Source organism: Nostoc sp. FACHB-892, assembly GCF_014698795.1.
Classification (GTDB): Bacteria; Cyanobacteriota; Cyanobacteriia; order Cyanobacteriales; family Nostocaceae; genus Nostoc.
On record NZ_JACJTR010000009.1, the window covers coordinates 48,371 to 66,550 of the forward strand.

Genomic DNA, 18,180 nt, shown 5'->3' on the forward strand with positions numbered 1-18,180 from the left:
AGCCGATAGATCATACGGTTGTTTTTTAGGGAATAATCAACGTAAAGTCTCGTGTTGAGAAGACTGATTGAGTAGAAATATCTTGAAGATATCTACAGTAGGGGGCATCACTTTCCCAGAAGTCGCAGCAATTTAATTCTCGGCAGCGACTATGGACTTGGCAAATATCTTGTCCAGTCCCCGCGATTGACGCAAGACAAGCGCGGACAATGGTAAAAAGTAAAACGTCTTAGGTGGTGTGAGGAGTGGTTCGGACAAGTAAACACAGCAAATTTTTTTTGCTAATACGTGTGAACTTGTTTAAATCAGAGAAGCAGGTTAATCTTGCGTAAGCATCTCTGGTGAATGTGATCTTGATCTATCATTTGTTGTGATCTAAATCATTGACTAAAATCCAACGGAAAAATCGAGGTCAGTTAAGCGCTAGTGATCATAGGAGGTCGTCTTTGAAACGAGCATTGAAAAAGAGAGTAAAAGCTGTGTTGAACAATAACCCCAGCAGCGATGATGCCCCGGTAGAAGTGCTAAATGTGATAAATCCAAAAGTTAACCGCCGGGTGCGGACAAAAGCCGCTATGATTGGCTTGGCCATCTCTATGGGAGCAACCAGCCTTTTGGTGACTCGACAAAGCGATCAAGCCCAAGCAGCAGTGCCTGTAGGTAGCCAAAAGGCAACTTCAACGATTCCTGCTATTCCTGACACTGAGGTGAAATTCGCCTCCACAAAGCTGGAGTCCCAAGCAGTCTCATCAGCGAGCGTGCCGGAAAATCCTGTAATCGTGGAACCAACGGCAGTCTCACAAGTGCCTGGGCTTGAAGCTAAATGGCAAGTCGCAGCAAATGGAATGTCTTTGCAAGTTCCTACATCAGCAACATTTTCCCAAGGAACAACGGTTTATAAAAATTCCACCTACCTGAAGCCGCAAGTGGCACAGGGATTGAACAATACCTTAGCTGAAACTAGTTTCCCAACAGTCAACAATCTGTCTGAGTCTGGTGCTGATGGTGTTGGTATTACAAATGCATCACTAAGTGCCCAGTCACAAACAGTGGCAACATCTGGAGCAGCTAACAGTGAGATAAATGCACAACTTAAAGCGCAACAAGAGTTCGCACTGAACCGCTTACAAGAAAAATCGAACCGTTTAAGAAATAGTCTGGCACAGCTGCGGTCTGAGAAAACCAAAGATTTATCACAAGCTGATATAGGCTTGGCGCAGCCGACGACTGTAGTTGAGAAGACTTTATTAGCCAAGTCAGACGCTTCTGTTGATGCAAGCGAAGCGGACTTAATATCGAAGTTAAAACAGAAGACACAGACTAGTGTACTAACACCAGCTACACCAACAGTTATTGCCTCCGCGACTCGAACAGCCTACGAAGTTAAGCCTGGAGATACACTAGCAGCGATCGCCAGCAGATACAACACTTCAGTATCAGAACTAGTCAAGGCAAATAACCTCAATAATCCAAATGAGCTGCAAATTAGTCAAAAACTGATTATTCCAGCAGTCGCTCAAGTTGAGGCAATTGTAGCGAGTTCACCTACATTTGTAGAGTCCAACAAAACTCCAAAGGTAGCCACCTCCACTGTAAACATTGGTAGTGCCAACTCATATCTACCTAGTTCACAATCACCAACTATTGCCGACAACAGTAACATTGCCGTCCCTACACCGGTAACTGTTCAGATTCAGGCAAATAGTGCGACCGTATTAGAAACAGCCCCCCCCACAGCTAGTTCTTATGGCGTCGGTGGTGACATTCCAGTGCCAAAAGCTTTTGCCGAAATGCAACAGCCTAAAACAGCAACGAATAGGGTAGCAAGGGAAAACAATAACAATAATGACCGTTTGCGGGGTCTACAAGCCGAAATTCAGAGGTTACAGCAGAAATATCGCGCTCAACAGTCTGGGAACTTAGTTGTGTCAGCAGCACCTACTGAAACTACTAATGCTGCGATCCTCACTCCTACTTCTACCCCCAATAATTTCCCTGTACCCAACGCGACTCGACCAAATAGTGTAGCGATCCCAATTCCAGTTCCTACACCGATTCGGTCTAACTATAGCGTTCAACCCATTAAGACCCAATTCAGTCAACCAATTAAGACCCAATTCAGTGCTACTGTACGCCCTAGCGAGGCAGTAAACCCAGAGTTCTTGCCTAATCTCGGTTCTGCTAGTCAGTGGACTCCCCCTCGCACTCCATCTGCCACAAGGATTGCAACACCTCCTAGAAAAGTAAATGCCTCTGATTCCTTAGGAAAGATGCGGGGAACCACAGTTTCTCCACAGATAGTACCGCCTTTGGCAGCAGTGGATCAATATCTGCCCAGACCCATTGACGAACTTACACCTCCTCCATCTTCCTCAACCATATCTTACACATGGCCGGCGAAGGGAACGCTCACCTCTGGTTATGGCTGGCGCTGGGGTAGAATGCACAAAGGAATTGACGTTGCTAACTCCACTGGCACGCCAGTTGTCGCCTCAGCTGAGGGGACGATAGAAAAAGCTGGTTGGAACAAAGGTGGTTATGGCAACCTTGTCGAAATCCGTCATCCTGATGGCAGCACGACTCGCTATGCTCATAACAGCAAGATTCTAGTGCAACCTGGTCAGCAGGTGAATCAAGGAGAAACGATTGCTTTAATGGGTAGCACTGGTCACAGTACTGGGCCACACACTCACTTTGAAATCCATCGATCAGGCAAGGGTGCTGTTAACCCAATAGCTATGTTACCGGAACGCGTGTAATTCCTAGCTGTCTGTAACTAAATTGTTGCCTTGTTAGTTGAGGGAGGTAAACTCCCTCATTTGCTTTCTGTTAACTCAACAAAGATGAAAGCTGTAAGAAATTTGCAAAAGGGGCTAGTCTTCAGCGAATTTGTATGCTATACTAATAGATGATTTGAGGAAATATGGCTCAGTAGCTCAGTTGGTTAGAGCACGGGACTCATAAGCCTGGGGTCGTTGGTTCAACTCCGACCTGAGCCACTTTAAAAGTTAATAAGTAGTGAGTCATGAGTAAAGTTTAGAGAAACTAGCCTTGACTGCCCTGTAAGAGCCAAGTCTAACTTCTAACACTCAGGACTCAGCACTACATGATATGGCGGATGACTTCAGCAACTGACCAAGCTTGAGCGATCGCTCCTCTGGGCTTGTGAGGTGCATCGCCATCAAAAATCTCAGAAATAGAACCAAGACAAGCGTCAAATAGGAAGTGATCTAGCAGAGGTTGCCAATCAAAAGGCAGCGATCGCTGTGGATAAAAACGTTGCCAAGCGCGAATATATGGCCCAATTAGCCAAGCCCAAACAGTGCCTTGATGATAGGCGCGATCGCGTTGCTCTTGGTTACCCTCATATCTCCCTTTGTATTCGGGATCTCCTGGATCAAGGCTGCGAAGACCATAGGGCGTGAGCAAGCTGACAGTTGCCAAATCTAGTACTTGACACCCTTGTTGTGAAGAAAACGCACAATGGTGGAGCGACAGCGCTAAAACGGCATTGGGGCGAATTTGAAAATTCCGGCGATCGTCCGGCTCAATAGTATCGTACAGATAACCTAGCTGAGGATTCCAGAACTTTTGCAGCGAGGTTTTAACGTGTTCTGCTTGTTGAGCATAACGCTGTGCTTGCTTAGTGAGACGCACTGGCTCACCAAACTCAAGCTGGCTCAATCGTTCTGCCCACTGACTCAGCCAACATAAAGCTGAATACCACAGCGCATTGATTTCCACTGGCTTACCGTACCGGGGAGTGACAGGGTGTGCCCCAATTACCACATCCATCCAGGTAAGAGCTAGATCACGGCCATCCCAACTAACTAACCCATCGGTAGCATCGATTTGGATATTGAAATGTGTACTACCAACAAATGCTTTGTAGATTTGCTGTACTACGGGGAATTGCTCTGCCAAAAATTCCCAGTCTTGGGTAGCTTCTAAATAAAGTCCTAAAGTTTCAATCCACCACAACGCCGCATCAATACTGTTATAAATTGGTTCGCCATTAGTATCAGGAAATGTATTAGGAATCAAACCGTGGTGGCAATAGTGCCCGAAAGTCCGCAATACTCCTTTCGCTACGTCAAAGCGTCGTGGAACAAGTGCTAACCCCGGTAAAGCAATTAATGTATTGCGCCCCCAGTCATTAAACCAGTGATAACCAGCAATGACCGTAAGCCCAGCAATTGAGGCTCGATAGACGATAAACTGATCGCTTGCTTTGAGTAGCTGTTGCCAGATTGTAGATTGGGGATTGGGGATTGGGGATTGGGGATTAGAAAACTCTTCCCCAGTCTTCAGTCCCCAGCCCCTAGCCCCTCCTTGACTCAATCTAAAAATCTGGGAGAGCCTTTCTTGTTCTGCCTCTACGGCTTCTGCAAAGGTTTCAGAGGTGAGAATACCTCCCATCGAGTCGGGAAAACCTACTCGTGCTTCTAGAGTCACCACATCTCCTGGTTGCAGTGTGACTATCAAGTAACCAGGACTATAGAGGTCTTCCTTGTCGCCTAATCCGCGTTTTGTCTCCTCAGGCAATCCATAATTCCAATACCAAACTGCATCTGTTCGATATTTTCCTTGTGTCCAGCGCAAGTGCCAAGGTGTACCGAAATGCCCAGCATTTTTTGCTTGCAGACAGACTTGCTGTTGCCCAAGCAATTCTGAGAACTGTAATCCTGGACTAGCAGTTTGCTGGTGGTGAAAGTTACGTTCTGCTATCAGCAGTCGCAGCCGTAAAATCGCTGTATCACTTCCGTTATAGCGATATTGGATCAAAATTCGATGGCAAAATTCGGCAGGGGCATTGGGGATTGGGCATTGGAGATTGGGCATTGGGTATGGGGAAGGGCGTAGAGGAGAGGCATTTTCCCCATGCTCCCTGCTTTCTGCTCCCTGCTCCCTGCTTCCTACTAACCCATAAGGCATCACTAACTGTCTAGTTAACTGCCAGTTATCTTGACCCCAAATCCATTTTGGAACTGGGTTAATATCAAAACAGTGCAGGAGTTCGTAGCCTGTCGGCTCAACCTGACCGTTACCCCAAAAATTTGTCCCCAGTGCTACAACCCTCCCTAATACTTCCAAGCTAGCTTCTAGGTGCGAAAACAGCAGAGTGCGCTCAGAAGGAGGGTTTGTCGCGGCAAACAGCCAACCGTGATAAGTGCGGGTGCGGACATCAGAAACCGTACCACTGGCGAAACTTCCTAAGCCATTGGTAAGCAACCATTCTCTTGTATCTAAATCAAGCATTTGCTACTCAAAATCGTTATGAGTATGATATAGTCGTAACAGATCGTAATTAAACTGTGAGAGCGTGGATGGGTGAGTTTTACTTAACCCAAATTCCAACGCTACTAAACCGATAAAGGAGAATTAGGTTAATGTCCCTTACTTACGGAATCGAAGGAAGCCTCCGCGTTGGTCAACAAGCTCCCGATTTCACAGCAACGGCTGTGGTAGATCAGGAATTTAAAACAATCAAACTTTCCGATTATCGCGGTAAGTATGTCGTCCTGTTTTTCTACCCACTAGACTTTACCTTTGTTTGCCCCACTGAAATTACAGCATTTAGCGATCGCTACGAAGAATTCAAGAAAATCAATACAGAAGTCCTTGGGGTTTCTGTTGATAGTGAATTTTCTCACCTCGCTTGGATTCAAACAGATCGTAAGTCTGGTGGTGTCGGCGACCTGAATTATCCTTTAGTCTCCGATATCAAAAAAGAGATTAGCGCCGCTTACAACGTTCTTGACCCAGCAGCAGGTATTGCTTTGCGTGGTCTGTTCCTCATCGATAAAGATGGTATTATACAGCACGCTACCATCAACAACCTAGCTTTTGGTCGCAGCGTTGATGAAACCCTGCGGACATTACAAGCAATTCAGTATGTTCAGTCTCACCCCGATGAAGTTTGCCCAGCTGGTTGGCAACCTGGTGACAAGACAATGAATCCTGACCCAGTGAAGTCTAAAGTTTACTTCTCTGCTGTCTAAACTACGTTTGCTAAACAACTCTAATTCAGGCTATTGGAGTTAAGAGCAAAATTAATGAAAACCACAGATAAACAGAGGTACACATTAAACAGTGTCAGCCTCAGTATCTATCTGTGGTTTTTTTATAAAATAGTATTTAAATAATTAAGGATAAAAATATGCTGACTTCAACTGATTTTAGTGGTTTATTAAATGAGCGATTCTTCCGCAATTTTTTACCAGTTCCAGCGACAAATAAACTTAGGTTGGGAGTAGGAACGCCAGATTTTCAACTGCCAGATATCACCAACGGGACATTAGTAAAATTGTCTGATTATAAAGGTAAGCAACCACTGTTACTAGCCTTTACTCGCATCTTTACTGAAAAACAATATTGTCCTTTTTGTTTTCCTCACATCAAAGCTTTAAATGAGAACTACGAAAAATTTCAAAATCGCGGTATAGAAGTTTTAATGATTACTAGTACCCATGAACGGCAGAGTCAAATAGTTGTGAAAGATTTAGGAGTAAAAATGCCATTGTTGAGTGATCCCAGTTGTAGAGTGTTTCGTACCTATCAAGTAGGGCAAGCACTGGGAGCGCCTTTACCAGCCCAGTTCGTATTAGATAAAGAAGGAAAACTTGGCTACTGGCATTTATTTTCTTTTTTGGATCACAATGCTAGTGTTGAGACTTTGTTAAAACAATTCAATTGAGTCTAAGATGTAAAATTGGCTATGCTCACCCTACTGATAAAACTGTGAGGTTTTATGGTATTGACCCTTTATCACTCACCGATTTCTCCCAACTCTCGCCGCGTCTGGATTACTCTGCTGGAAAAAGAACTTGAATTTGAATTAGTAGAGATAAAACTGGATGGGGAGCAGTTTAAACCAGAGTTTTTGACAATTAGCCCCTTCCACCACATTCCGGCTTTGGTGGATGACGGCTTTAGTGTAGTAGAATCTTTGGCAATTCTGGACTATTTAGAGGCAAAATATCCCACACCTGCGATGTTGCCTAAAGATGCCAAGGATTTAGCGATCGCACGCATGGTACAACTGGTAACTGTAAATGAGCTTTTGCCAGCAACCACTACGTTTTTACCTCAGATATTAGGCTTACCTGAGGAAGAACCAAAAAAAATCGAGCAGGCGAAACAGAAAATTTCAATAGTGCTGAAGCTTTTTGAGAATTTACTTAACGCTCGCCCTTACTTTGGTAGTCAAAACCTAACTCTCGCTGATGTAGTGGCTGGAACTGTAGTAATATGGTTGCCGGAAGTGGGCATTTCCTTAAGTGATTATCCAAAAGTGAATGCTTGGAACGAGCGGTTAGCTGCACGGGCAACATGGCAAGCTACCGAGGCTACACCAGAAGCAATGGAAGCGTTTAAGTCCATGATAGTAGCGAGAAATACGCAGCAAATTCATACTTAAATGTAAAGACGGTAAATTTACCGTCTCTACAATCCGAAATTTCACAGCTTGACTTGCTGCAAATGACTGCGGGGATTATAAGTACGTATAGCCCGGATTTTTTCATAATATTCCCGCTCTTGTTGGCTGAGGTCTTTTGGTGGTGCGATCGCCACCTTCACCAACTGATCGCCACGTCCACCCTTGGCGAGAGGCCAACCTTTGCCACGTAAACGCAGCGATTGACCAGAACGCACTCCTGCTGGTAGCTTGACATTAACTGAACCATCAGGTGTGGGTACATCAATAGACGCTCCCAGGGTAGCTTCATCTGGCGTGATTGGCACTTCGCACACCAAGTTATCGCCTTCCATTTGAAAAAACGAGTGCGGCTGAAGTTCGACTTTTAAGTATAAATCCCCTCGTTGCTGAGTCATCGGGTTGATTTGACCTTTACCGCGCACGCGCAGGCGAGTACCAGGTTTAGCCCCCGATGGGATACGAACATCAATTGTTTCGTTACCTAAACTGAAGCGCTTTTGCACGCCGTTAAATGCTTCGGAAAAAGTTAGAGTAATTGCAGCTTCACTATCCTGGGAAGTACCCGTGCTTGCATCTTGAAACCCATAATCGTTAAACCCGTTAAAACCACTCGACGTATTTGTAGAAGTACGGTAAGAGTAATTTTGTGAGTAATTTGAGTAATTATTTTGCTGTGAGTAACTTTGTCGCCCACCACGAGGGGTAGCACCACCAAAGCGTCCTAGCAACTCATTGATGAACTCATCAAAATTGCCGTATTGACTGAAGTCAAAGCCACCCATATCAACACCAACACCGCCGGATGGGAAACCTTCACCAGCTTGTTTCCAATATTGACCAAATTGGTCATATTTTTTACGCTTATCTGGGTCTGACACAACCTCGTAGGCTTCGCTAACTTCTTTGAAGCGTGCTTCTGCCTGTTTGTTATTTGGGTTGACATCAGGGTGATATTTGCGGGCTAGTTTACGAAAGGCTTGCTTAATCTCCTCTGGAGTGGCAGTCTTACTAACTCCCAAAATTGCGTAATAGTCTTTGAAGTCGGTTGCAGCCATCTACCAGCCTCCTATAGAAGTTCCTGTTATGTTTTTTTTTAAGATGAGAGACGTTCAATTTGCTAGGTATAGTGCCAAGCAAAAGAATCTGATTTTAAATTAACAAAGAATATAGAAAATCAAGTGTGGTTCTCGCTCAACAAGCGATCGCAATTTCCGTACTCTGATTTTTCTGATAAGCGGATTAGCCTGTCTAGTCCCTCTTCCAGGCTTGGGGGAGCATCTCGAAGTTGACGGTGCATCCGCAAGATAATTTCTTCAGGAACTTGGCGCGATCGCCTTTTATTCCGTGCTAAACACAGCCAAACTGGTGTATCCACCCAAATTCCCGTAATGTGGGTAAAACCCAAGTCACGGGCTAAAGCAATGACTTGACGACGATTGCGGCGCTGGGCATTGGTGGCATCGAAAATAGCTGTATTTTCTGTAGAAATAGCTTGCTGAAATTGCCGTCTTACTTCTTGCCAAATCACCAGCCACGGTCCCTGAATGGCTTGGGAACCGAACAGTTGCCCCCGGATGCCATCCGTAGAAATCAGTGGCATCTGGGGGCATTCTGTAAGTAATTGTTTTGCCAAAGTTGACTTACCGCTAGCTGGAAGGCCAATCAGCAAAAAAAGTGAGGAGTGAGAAGTTAGGAGTGAAAAATTAAAAGTGAGGAGTGAGGAGTAATCAGAATTTTTAACCATTAACTCATAACTCCTAACTCCTAACTCCTAACTATTAAATAATGGTTCCATCAGGAATGACAGCATTTTTCAGCACAACGGTAATACCACTGCGGATGTAGAAACCTTGACTTTCGCGGTCAGCTTCTTGGACGTTATCTTTATTGATAATTTTGACATCGTGACCGATACTGGCGTTTTTATCGATGATGGCACGGCGAATAATCGAGTCACGACCAATACCTACAGGAATGTCACCTTGTTCTACATTGGATTGGCGTTCTACAGAAGCTTGGTAAAAATCTGCACCCATCAGCAAAGATTCTTCGATGAGGCAGCCAGATTCGATTCGCGATCGCACTCCCAAAACTGAATGTTGAATGCGACAATTTTTCAGAATGCAACCTTCGCCAATAATTGATTCTGTTACCTGGCAATCTAAAAGTTTACTCGGAGGCAAGTAACGAGCGCGGGTATAAATTGGTGCCTGTTCATCATAGAAACTAAAGGGTGGCTGGGGCTGCTGAGTCAGGGCTAAATTGGCATGATAAAATGCCTCAATTGTTCCAATATCTTCCCAGTAATCATCAAAAAGGTAAGCTTGAACGTTGTAATCTTTAGAGGCATCAGGAATAATTTCTTTCCCGAAATCAGTCCTTTCTATACCTTCTCTGAGCAACTTGAACAAAACCTCTTTTTTAAAGACATAAATCCCCATTGAGGCGATGTAAGGCTGTTGCTGGGCTTGTTCTTTCGATAATCCCAGTACGCTTGTATCAACGCGCATTTGGATTAATGCTTCGCCTTTAGGTTTTTCGCTAAAATCGATTACCCTACCAGAATCGTCAATTTTCATCAAGCCAAAATCTGAGGCGCGGCGCTCATCAATGGGGATGACTGAGAGAGTAATATCAGCCCCCGTTTCCCTATGGCGCTGGATAAACTGGCGATAATCCATGCGATAGAGGTGATCGCCTGAAAGGATCAAATATTCGTCTGCATTCCATTCTTCCATTAACCACAGATACTGACGCACAGCATCGGCTGTACCTTGGAACCAGTTTGGGTTTTCTGGCGTTTGTTGTGCCGCTAGAACTTCCACAAACCCCTCATTGAAGCCAGTAAAGTTATAGGTACGGGCGATGTGACGATTCAGAGAAGCTGAGTTGAATTGTGTCAGGACGTAGATTTTGAATATTTCGGAATTTATGCAGTTACTGACAGGGATATCAATTAGGCGATACTTCCCTGCTACTGGTACTGCTGGTTTAGCGCGGAGTTTGGTTAGTGGGTAAAGCCGAGTACCCGCGCCACCACCAAGGATGATTGATAATACTTTTTTCACAAAATTTCTCCCGACTGCCTTTCAACTCTCACTCTCAGTTTAGGACTGTCTGCCACCACACGTAAGGGGGATCATGTGATTCTTAGGGATGAATTTTACAAAATACTACCAGTGATAGATAATGCTGGCCGCAAGTAGACAACCAGAACATTTGTATTAATTGATATGAGGAATGGGGGGCGATCGCTACACAAGGTTGATAACTAAGCAATCTCTCAATTTAAAAACTTAACTTTTTTAACACAATTTTAAGATAGTACAAGGTACTATCTTAAAATTGTACAAAAAATCAAGGTAGATACTTATAGTTTTAAGAAAGATTGTCAAAGTATGTTTACTAAGACTCTGTTTGGTGACCGTGAACTCTTGCTTACATTTTTGGGCTTAGGTAATTTTAGATTATGCTTAAAAGGGACAAAAGGCAAAGAGGTTAAATAACTTAACTTTACTAAAACTTGTCTAGACTTTGTTTAAACAATTCTTCATAATATTCTAAAACTGTATCAACTTTTTCTGATGGGGATAAATTATCTCTCATCTCATTCTGCAGGATTACTTTTAATAAATCTATTACCCTACTTCTGCAACGATTTGAACACTCTGGCCAATTTCTACCTCCAGGTTTACAATCTTGACAACCTGTTTTTTTAAGCAATTCATCTAATTCGAGAACTTTTCCATAAATTTTTTGGAAATCACGTAAACTTTCTTCCACTGCCTCTGCCGGCTTATTATCAGGAAGCGCTTTGTTGACTATAGACAATTTCATAATTTCTAGAGATGCTTCAAATGTATTCATAAGCATTCCTGACAATCTTCATCTAAAGAACGACTGAGACGAATATTCTCTATATTTTCAGCAATCCAACTATTGAGTAATTTCCACTCAGATAAAAGCGCTTCATGAGCAACTTCTACGGTAGTTTTATCGGTGATAATTAAACGTTGTTGAGAACCCGCCAGTAATCCTACAACCCTTTGTAATTGTTGTGGAGAATCTGAAATCGCTTCTAATCTATCCCAGCTAGCACGTCGCCGCGTCACTTCTTCACTTTCACCTAACTGCACCAATTCCATAAACAAGCGACGAGCAAAGGCTTGATCTATAGTTGTTAAACTTTGATACAAAATTGTCGCTCGTTTGTCTAAAGCTCCTTTAACTCCGCCAATTTCCTCATAACCTTTACGAGTCAAAAGCGGCTCTGGCGATTCAGGTTCTTCAATGCAGACCCGCCACAACTCTTTAAGTGCATATTGCAGTATGGGTAATGCACCCGGACGGTTGATAACATCGGCAGCAATTTGCGAAACTAAACCATGCTCAAATGTTACTCCATGTAATTTTGCTGGTTTTTCTATTGTTTCTTCTAACTCAGCAAGAGACATCGGTGTGACGATGAATGATGTGGGAGGAATGCTATTGATGAGAGTAATAATTTCTAAATAGTCAGCACAACGATTTAGGAAATCACCGCGAATTGTCAAAATTATCCGCGTTTTTACCTCACTCTTTTTTACTTCCTGTGCTATCAAGCGGATAAAAGCTTTGCGTTCCTCATCGTCTTGACACAGGGTAAATATTTCTTCAAATTGATCGATAAATAATAGATGTGGCTGATTTTGCTCCTGTTGTCGAGCTAAAATATCAACTAATTTACCTAAAGGATGTTCTCCTGGTGTAAAAGATGCGATTTCCCATTGACTGCTTCCAGGGAGGCGATCGCTTTTTAGTTGCGGTAAGACACCTGCTTTCACTAAAGAAGATTTACCACTACCTGAGTAGCCAATTACAGCTAAAAATCGGCTCTCTGCTAACCGCGAAACCAGTGTACGAACTGCTTCATCTCGTCCACAAAAATATTGTGCTTGCTCTGATTCAAATGCATAAAGTCCCCGATAGGGATTTTCCTGATTGAAGGCAATTTCTTCTTTAAGAATATCTAATTGGGGATAACTTACCAAAGTAATTGACCGTCCCAAACTCATGCGAATGGGTTCTTGTATTGAACCTGTCAATTTGTTGCTGACAAAATCAAATAAGCGATCGCTACTAATTCGCCCACTACTACCTGCATTTTCAGATGCTAATCCCTTAATAACTGCACCTGTGAAAATACTATATTCTTCGCTCATAATCGCTGCTGCTTGTTCAAAACGGCGACAAGCTGCTATTAAGTAATAATCCTTTAGCGAACGAAAAGCGGTCAAAGTTTGTTCTACTAATTCTCTTTCTAAGAAATAGCCGCTATGACAACAATCAAGTAGCACTACTAAACTACTTAATTGAGATTCTCCGATTAATTTATTCAGCTTGTTAAGGGAAATACCATATTTTTGTGCCACAATCTGGTTTCCCTTAACTTCAACCTGACAATCAGAAGTTGCTAAAAATCCCTCTTGTTGTCCCAAAGTATCAGAAGTGATAAAACCGTGTCCGCTAAAATAAATAAGCACTTCATTATTAGTAGCTTGCTCTAACAGCAATTTTCTGAGTTCTTGACCAATTTCAACCCCAGTAACTTTTGACGCTGCGATTTCATAGCCGTTTTTATCTTTATTCCAGCGCTGTGGTAATCTTTGCACAGACTGGAAATCACCATATTGTTCTAAGAGTTGCGCGATCGCTTCAGCATCATTTGTAGTCTTCGACAAACGCGGTAATGATGGACTGACATACTCGGCAATGCCAATAACAAGCGCGTATCGTGCCATTTAACACACCTTATGTTGGAAAATGCGGGATAATCTTGACAGACACAATGATGGCTGTGTTACTAAAAACAACACTATCTGTTATTTTTCCGCAAACAGTGTGAAATATTTCAGACACGATACAAAAATTTAACCGAGGTAACTTATGTCAGAAGTACAGCAACTCTTTTTCCAGGCAGACGGCGAAATTGAGCAGATTGAGATTAATCTCACAGCCACCGAAATAAGTTCGGAAATTGATGAGGAGGATGATGGCATAGAATACAAGGATGTCCGAACAGATGCGATCGCTCGGATGCAACAAGCTCGTCAAATGATTCGCTCTTATACTATCTACGCTCTTAGTGCTTTTAAAGACTTCAATACTGCTGAGATTGAGGAGGTAAGACTTAAATTTGGCATTAAGCTTGGTGGTAAGGCAGGTATTCCTTACATTACCGAAGGTTCTGCTGAAAGTAATCTGGAAATTGAGGTGAAGTGTAAGTTTCCAGAAAAACAAAAACCTGATTCACAGTAACAGCAAAAAATTATCCGCGCAGCATAGGGTTAGGCAATGCCCATTAAACACCCAATCTCCCAGTACCTATTCTCCTATTAACCAAACCTAATTGCTGCGATCGCTTCAAATACTTCACCCAAGATTGCTCTGACAACTGGGAAATGACATTTGGTGATAGTGTTGCTGTGAAAATATCTTTGCCACTGGTAACACCACTAACGCCTAAACGTTCTAAAACAGCAGTTGCAGCAGAATCTAAAATTGGTTCAGTATGAATAAAAACTCCCAAATTTGATTCTTCTAAACTTTGAACATCATTTAGCGCTGTAGCAAGGGCAGCATCTAACTTTTGATAATTCATTAGCAATTCCTGGTTAAAAAGTGCGGGCAATTTTTAGTCTATGCTAAAACTAATTTATCAAGTTTATGAGTTATTATTACCTATCTTTGTATAGACTTAATGCACTAATTTCTACGTCAAATTACAGATTAATTGCTAGAGAGATAAACCAACAATTAATGGGTAATAATTCAATAGTGTTAGCAGCATGAAATGCGTAAGCGTAGCTCGTCGTAGACATCGCTCTGTTTCTTAGCTTCTCTGCTATTCCCCTTTTCGGTAAAATAACTTAGCAGATCAGCAAGGAACAGGTTCAGGATCATGGCTCAAGCTAGTATTGGGATTATTGGTGGCAGTGGTCTGTATAAAATGGATGCACTTAAAGATGTAGAAGAGGTGCAAGTTCAAACCCCCTTTGGTTCACCATCAGATGCTTTGATTCTGGGGACTTTGGATGGCACACGGGTAGCTTTCTTGGCGCGTCATGGTCGCAATCACACGCTGTTACCCTCTGAATTACCGTTTCGCGCTAATATCTATGCGATGAAGCAATTGGGTGTGCAGTATTTAATCTCAGCTAGTGCTGTGGGTTCCTTGAAGGAAGAGGCGAAACCACTGGATATGGTGGTGCCAGATCAGTTTATTGACAGAACGAAAAATCGAATTTCAACCTTTTTCGGTGAGGGAATTGTTGCTCACATTGCCTTTGGCGATCCGATTTGTAAGAACTTGGCTGGTGTGTTAGCAGATGCGATCGCATATCTCAATTTACCAGAAGTTACTCTCCATCGCGGTGGCACTTATGTCTGCATGGAAGGGCCAGCTTTTTCCACTAAAGCAGAATCAAATCTTTACCGCAGTTGGGATGCAACAATCATCGGCATGACGAATTTACCAGAGGCGAAGTTGGCAAGGGAAGCAGAAATAGCTTATGCAACCTTAGCGCTGGTGACAGATTATGATTGTTGGCATCCAGACCATGATAGTGTGACAGTGGAAATGGTGATTGGCAATTTGCTGCGGAATGCTGTGAATGCTCAAAAGGTGATTCAAGAAACTGTGCGGCGCTTAAGTGAAAATCCGCCAACCAGTGAGGCGCATTCGGCGTTGCAGTATGCGATTTTGACTCAGTTGGATAAAGCACCCGCAGCGACGAAGGAAAAGTTAGGGTTATTGTTGCAGAAGTATTTGTAGTGTTGGTGATGAATCAGCGATGTCTACGCCTACGCAGTTTCTTATTACAGTTTTGCGTAAAGGCGTAGCGTTTTTAATGCAGGGGAACCCATTGGCATTGTAAGGCGAGGCATTTACATTGTAAGCCTAAAGCATCTCTCTCACGAAGAAGACTGCACTCCTCCCCTTCATCCCCTCTCGAAAAGCGGGGAACTCTGAGAATTAGGGGCAGGGAGACAAAGCATAGCTTTAGTGGGGTGGGGTTCTTCGGGTTTATTAAGTAATAAAGTAGACATGATATAAGTCTTGCCTACCTAAAACTCAAACAAAGCCTGCTTACGCAGACTTTGTTTAGATGCCCCTAGACTTTACTCTATGGGGCTTTCAGATTTTTACAAGAGATTAAATCGACTAATTTCAATCAATATCTCTGGCTGCCTTCTTCACTGCACTGCCTGCATCTTCAGCTGTGCGCTGAATATTTTTACCAGCATCTTCAGCGCCACTTTGAGCATTCTTTTTCAAGCCTTCAGCTGCATTTTGGGTATTTCCCTTGAGATTTTCAATTCCTCGCTGAGTACCCTTAGCTACGCCTTCTCCCAATTCATTAGCTGAACTACCGATATCTTCACCCAGGTTCTTCACTCTTTCGCCAAAGGGTGTACCTTGTTTGTAATTTCGACCATATTGCTCTGGGCTGTCAATTCCCTTCTGCTCAATATTTTTTTGAGAATTTTTCGCCAGCGCATCAGATCTGTCGTTAGCTGCCTTTTCACCTGCTCCTCCTCTAGGATCTACATCACTAAAGTTATTCATCCCACCAGCTGGAGAAGAGAGAGGATAATCTTTTGTGGGATCGTATCTTTCGAGATAAGGTGACTCAGCCTGTGTTGGTTCTTTTGCTACTCCTGGATCAGCACAAGCTTGTGTCAGAAATAAGAATATTCCTGCAAATAAAACAGTTAAAACTTTTAAGGGACGAATGCTTTTGAGCCAATTCATTGCTTTTTTCATACTCCTACTCCTTGCATTTTTGTGACTAAGTTAAACTTCAACCAAGATGGCATTTGGAATTAATTTTGCATTCCAAGCATTCAGACAAAATAAGGGTTCTATCTGCCTACTGCTGGATTTTTTTGTAATTCAGGTCTAGCAGCAGCTTCATCTGCCTTATCTTGTAAAAAGCCGGAAGCTCTTTCAACATTCTCTTTTACAGTCTCAATCCGATCTTGAAACCGATCTCCTACGTTTGGTTCATCTTGAATCAAACCACCTGGTTCAGGTTCTCGGAAGTCCTTGTCTGTGATAATTGGCAATTCTGCTTCTTTATCGATTCGACCTGCTGGTGTCTCAGCACCAGGATAAAGTATCTTGGATTCTCTATCTGTTGTAGCAATCAACAATTGCGAACTTGGTTGTAAGCTAGCTTGGTCGCGTCCCTTATTGGCTTTTGGGTTTGCTATTTTCGGATCGGTAGACATTTTGTAATTGGTATAGTTGTCTCCACCATTCTTATAAGGATTGTTTGATCCACCAGCTTGTACAGCAGGATTTTGTGGGTTTGCACCTTGAGGATTTGCCCCACTACAAGCAGTGCTAACTATCAACAATAGTCCAGCTAAAAAGATAGTTAATATCTGACGCAATCTTATTTTTTTCAAGAATAGTCTCACAGCGTTCACGTAGTCCTCCTTACCAAAATATTAATAAGTTAAGAGTTTGCTGAATCTTTGGAGTGGTCAGCAAGTTATTGTGCTTGTTTTGGTTTGCTCAGTTTCGATAACCTCTATTAAGGATATGAATAATAAAATGCTCTTTACCTCTAGCGCAGGCTACATTTTTATTAGTACATAAATAATATTTTTATCTAACTCTAGAGAGATATAAAATAAAGTAATATAGTTTTCGTAAAAAGAATTACATCGACCTGTTTGATACTTCAAAAGCTTTGGATAGGTAGCTGATGTCCTGTAATACTTGAGGCATTGGCCCCTTGTTGCTCTACCGTTAAATTACTAAATTAATGAAGAAATTTTTACGTTGGATAATTTTGGGGGGAACGCTGTTTTTTTTAGGGAAAGCTCTGAAAGATAATTGGATTGGAGTGACCGCTATCCGCATTGATGGGGTAGGATGGGCAATTATAGCGATCGCTACAGGCGTCACTTTATTAGCACACACTTGGGCAGGCTGGATCTGGACTTGGATTCTGCAAGAGTTAAATCAACCTGTGTCATCTCCCCAATTCATCCAGGTTTACCTAAAAACGAACATAGCTAAGTATTTACCGGGTAATATCTGGCATCACTACGGGCGAATTGTGGCAGCCAAAAATGCCAATATTTCTGCTGGTGCAGCTACCTTAAGCGTTTTGCTAGAACCCCTACTCATGCTAGCGGCTGCTTTAATCATCATTGCTTTATGCAGTAACCAATTTGCAGCAGTTAATACTACCGTTGTTCTGCAAATACTACAATTGCTGAGTTTAGCTGTAGTCCTTTGTGCGATTCATCCCAGGTTTTTAAACCCAGTTATTCGCTTTTTGTACAAATTAAAAGCAAAAAAGTCTGCTACTAGCACTGAGCAAACTGTTCCCTTCAATCTTAAAAGCTATCCCCTACGGCCTTTGTTAGGAGAATTGGGCTTTATGGTACTACGCGCCACTGGGTTTATATTAACTATGTTCGCCCTGGGTTCGTTGAGTGTGAATCAAATTCCTTTGTTATTAGGCGCTTTTAGCTGCGCTTGGCTGTTAGGTTTTGTAATTCCGGGTGCGCCTGGTGGGTTAGGTGTATTTGAAGCGACTGCGTATGAACTTTTACAACACCACTTTCCATCTGCGCTAGTATTTAGTGCGATCGCTCTATATCGCCTCATTAGTATTCTAGCTGAAACTGCGGGTGCAGCTTTGGCTTGCTTAGACGAACGCCTTACTAAATCATGAATC

At 42.8% G+C, this 18,180-nt stretch carries 16 protein-coding genes and 1 tRNA gene; 8 read left to right on the forward strand and 9 right to left on the reverse strand.

Annotated features, from left to right (window positions below; genetic code table 11):
• Positions 1-446: 446 nt before the first annotated feature.
• Together H6G96_RS14295 and H6G96_RS14300 are read left to right on the forward strand one after the other, a co-directional pair.
• Positions 447-2,759, forward strand: a complete 2,313-nt coding sequence (locus tag H6G96_RS14295) for a peptidoglycan DD-metalloendopeptidase family protein (RefSeq protein ID WP_190912079.1) — start codon at positions 447-449, stop codon at positions 2,757-2,759.
• 166 nt (positions 2,760-2,925) lie between these two features.
• Positions 2,926-2,999 (forward strand) — tRNA-Met (locus H6G96_RS14300).
• Positions 3,000-3,102: 103 nt separating this feature from the next.
• Here the strand turns inward: H6G96_RS14300 and H6G96_RS14305 are convergent.
• The gene (locus H6G96_RS14305) at positions 3,103-5,259 is read right to left on the reverse strand and encodes an amylo-alpha-1,6-glucosidase (protein ID WP_190912080.1); all 2,157 of its coding nucleotides are present in this window, start codon (positions 5,257-5,259) and stop codon (positions 3,103-3,105) included.
• A 131-nt stretch (positions 5,260-5,390) separates the two neighbouring features.
• Between H6G96_RS14305 and H6G96_RS14310 the strand changes: the two genes are divergently transcribed.
• The 3 genes from H6G96_RS14310 (at position 5,391) to H6G96_RS14320 (ending at position 7,420) form a co-directional block, all read left to right on the forward strand.
• The gene (locus tag H6G96_RS14310; protein WP_190912081.1) at positions 5,391-6,002 is read left to right on the forward strand and encodes a peroxiredoxin; all 612 of its coding nucleotides are present in this window, start codon (positions 5,391-5,393) and stop codon (positions 6,000-6,002) included.
• A gap of 158 nt (positions 6,003-6,160) precedes the next feature.
• Positions 6,161-6,697: a peroxiredoxin gene (locus tag H6G96_RS14315; protein ID WP_190912082.1), complete on the forward strand. Its 537-nt coding sequence runs from the start codon at positions 6,161-6,163 to the stop codon at positions 6,695-6,697.
• Between the two features lie 54 nt (positions 6,698-6,751).
• Positions 6,752-7,420: a glutathione S-transferase family protein gene (locus H6G96_RS14320; RefSeq protein ID WP_190912083.1), complete on the forward strand. Its 669-nt coding sequence runs from the start codon at positions 6,752-6,754 to the stop codon at positions 7,418-7,420.
• A gap of 41 nt (positions 7,421-7,461) precedes the next feature.
• Here H6G96_RS14320 and H6G96_RS14325 read toward each other — a convergent pair whose 3' ends face one another.
• The 5 genes from H6G96_RS14325 to H6G96_RS14345 all read right to left on the reverse strand — a co-directional run bounded on the left by H6G96_RS14325 (position 7,462) and on the right by H6G96_RS14345 (position 13,221).
• Complete coding sequence (locus H6G96_RS14325) at positions 7,462-8,496, reverse strand: J domain-containing protein (RefSeq protein ID WP_190912084.1); 1,035 nt, start codon at positions 8,494-8,496, stop codon at positions 7,462-7,464.
• Positions 8,497-8,615: 119 nt separating this feature from the next.
• A complete protein-coding gene (locus tag H6G96_RS14330; RefSeq protein ID WP_190912085.1) occupies positions 8,616-9,185 on the reverse strand; it encodes an AAA family ATPase in 570 nt (189 codons plus the stop codon).
• Between the two features lie 34 nt (positions 9,186-9,219).
• Positions 9,220-10,509, reverse strand: coding sequence for a glucose-1-phosphate adenylyltransferase (locus H6G96_RS14335; RefSeq protein WP_190912086.1), 1,290 nt, complete (start codon positions 10,507-10,509; stop codon positions 9,220-9,222).
• A 448-nt stretch (positions 10,510-10,957) separates the two neighbouring features.
• The gene (locus tag H6G96_RS14340; protein WP_190912087.1) at positions 10,958-11,308 is read right to left on the reverse strand and encodes a hypothetical protein; all 351 of its coding nucleotides are present in this window, start codon (positions 11,306-11,308) and stop codon (positions 10,958-10,960) included.
• Positions 11,305-13,221: a caspase family protein gene (locus H6G96_RS14345; RefSeq protein WP_190912088.1), complete on the reverse strand. Its 1,917-nt coding sequence runs from the start codon at positions 13,219-13,221 to the stop codon at positions 11,305-11,307. Before H6G96_RS14345 ends, H6G96_RS14340 begins: the two co-directional genes overlap by 4 nt.
• Before the next feature lie 145 nt (positions 13,222-13,366).
• On the opposite strand from H6G96_RS14345, the gene H6G96_RS14350 reads away from it, so the two are divergent.
• Positions 13,367-13,738, forward strand: coding sequence for a CU044_2847 family protein (locus H6G96_RS14350; protein WP_190912089.1), 372 nt, complete (start codon positions 13,367-13,369; stop codon positions 13,736-13,738).
• 43 nt (positions 13,739-13,781) lie between these two features.
• Here the strand turns inward: H6G96_RS14350 and H6G96_RS14355 are convergent, their stop codons facing one another.
• A complete protein-coding gene (locus H6G96_RS14355) occupies positions 13,782-14,081 on the reverse strand; it encodes a hypothetical protein (RefSeq protein WP_190912090.1) in 300 nt (99 codons plus the stop codon).
• Between the two features lie 300 nt (positions 14,082-14,381).
• On the opposite strand from H6G96_RS14355, the gene H6G96_RS14360 reads away from it, so the two are divergent.
• Positions 14,382-15,254 (forward strand): S-methyl-5'-thioadenosine phosphorylase, encoded by an 873-nt coding sequence (locus tag H6G96_RS14360; RefSeq protein ID WP_190912091.1) that lies wholly within the window; start codon positions 14,382-14,384, stop codon positions 15,252-15,254.
• Positions 15,255-15,650: 396 nt separating this feature from the next.
• On the opposite strand, the gene H6G96_RS14365 is transcribed toward H6G96_RS14360, so the two are convergent.
• Both H6G96_RS14365 and H6G96_RS14370 read right to left on the reverse strand, forming a co-directional pair.
• Positions 15,651-16,247 (reverse strand): hypothetical protein, encoded by a 597-nt coding sequence (locus H6G96_RS14365; protein WP_190912092.1) that lies wholly within the window; start codon positions 16,245-16,247, stop codon positions 15,651-15,653.
• Between the two features lie 98 nt (positions 16,248-16,345).
• The gene (locus tag H6G96_RS14370) at positions 16,346-16,915 is read right to left on the reverse strand and encodes a DUF6658 family protein (RefSeq protein WP_190912093.1); all 570 of its coding nucleotides are present in this window, start codon (positions 16,913-16,915) and stop codon (positions 16,346-16,348) included.
• A 341-nt stretch (positions 16,916-17,256) separates the two neighbouring features.
• Between H6G96_RS14370 and H6G96_RS14375 the strand changes: the two genes are divergently transcribed.
• Positions 17,257-18,177 (forward strand): lysylphosphatidylglycerol synthase domain-containing protein, encoded by a 921-nt coding sequence (locus H6G96_RS14375; protein WP_190912094.1) that lies wholly within the window; start codon positions 17,257-17,259, stop codon positions 18,175-18,177.
• Positions 18,178-18,180: the final 3 nt, after the last annotated feature.

Coding starts and splice junctions, on each gene's coding strand:
- H6G96_RS14305 (WP_190912080.1), bottom strand. CDS start 5,259: ATGCTTGATTTAGATACAAGAGAATGGTTGCTTACCAATGGCTTAGGA.
- H6G96_RS14310 (WP_190912081.1), top strand. CDS start 5,391: ATGTCCCTTACTTACGGAATCGAAGGAAGCCTCCGCGTTGGTCAACAA.
- H6G96_RS14315 (WP_190912082.1), top strand. CDS start 6,161: ATGCTGACTTCAACTGATTTTAGTGGTTTATTAAATGAGCGATTCTTC.
- H6G96_RS14320 (WP_190912083.1), top strand. CDS start 6,752: ATGGTATTGACCCTTTATCACTCACCGATTTCTCCCAACTCTCGCCGC.
- H6G96_RS14325 (WP_190912084.1), bottom strand. CDS start 8,496: ATGGCTGCAACCGACTTCAAAGACTATTACGCAATTTTGGGAGTTAGT.
- H6G96_RS14330 (WP_190912085.1), bottom strand. CDS start 9,185: ATGGTTAAAAATTCTGATTACTCCTCACTCCTCACTTTTAATTTTTCA.
- H6G96_RS14340 (WP_190912087.1), bottom strand. CDS start 11,308: ATGAATACATTTGAAGCATCTCTAGAAATTATGAAATTGTCTATAGTC.
- H6G96_RS14345 (WP_190912088.1), bottom strand. CDS start 13,221: ATGGCACGATACGCGCTTGTTATTGGCATTGCCGAGTATGTCAGTCCA.
- H6G96_RS14350 (WP_190912089.1), top strand. CDS start 13,367: ATGTCAGAAGTACAGCAACTCTTTTTCCAGGCAGACGGCGAAATTGAG.
- H6G96_RS14355 (WP_190912090.1), bottom strand. CDS start 14,081: ATGAATTATCAAAAGTTAGATGCTGCCCTTGCTACAGCGCTAAATGAT.
- H6G96_RS14360 (WP_190912091.1), top strand. CDS start 14,382: ATGGCTCAAGCTAGTATTGGGATTATTGGTGGCAGTGGTCTGTATAAA.
- H6G96_RS14365 (WP_190912092.1), bottom strand. CDS start 16,247: ATGAAAAAAGCAATGAATTGGCTCAAAAGCATTCGTCCCTTAAAAGTT.
- H6G96_RS14375 (WP_190912094.1), top strand. CDS start 17,257: ATGAAGAAATTTTTACGTTGGATAATTTTGGGGGGAACGCTGTTTTTT.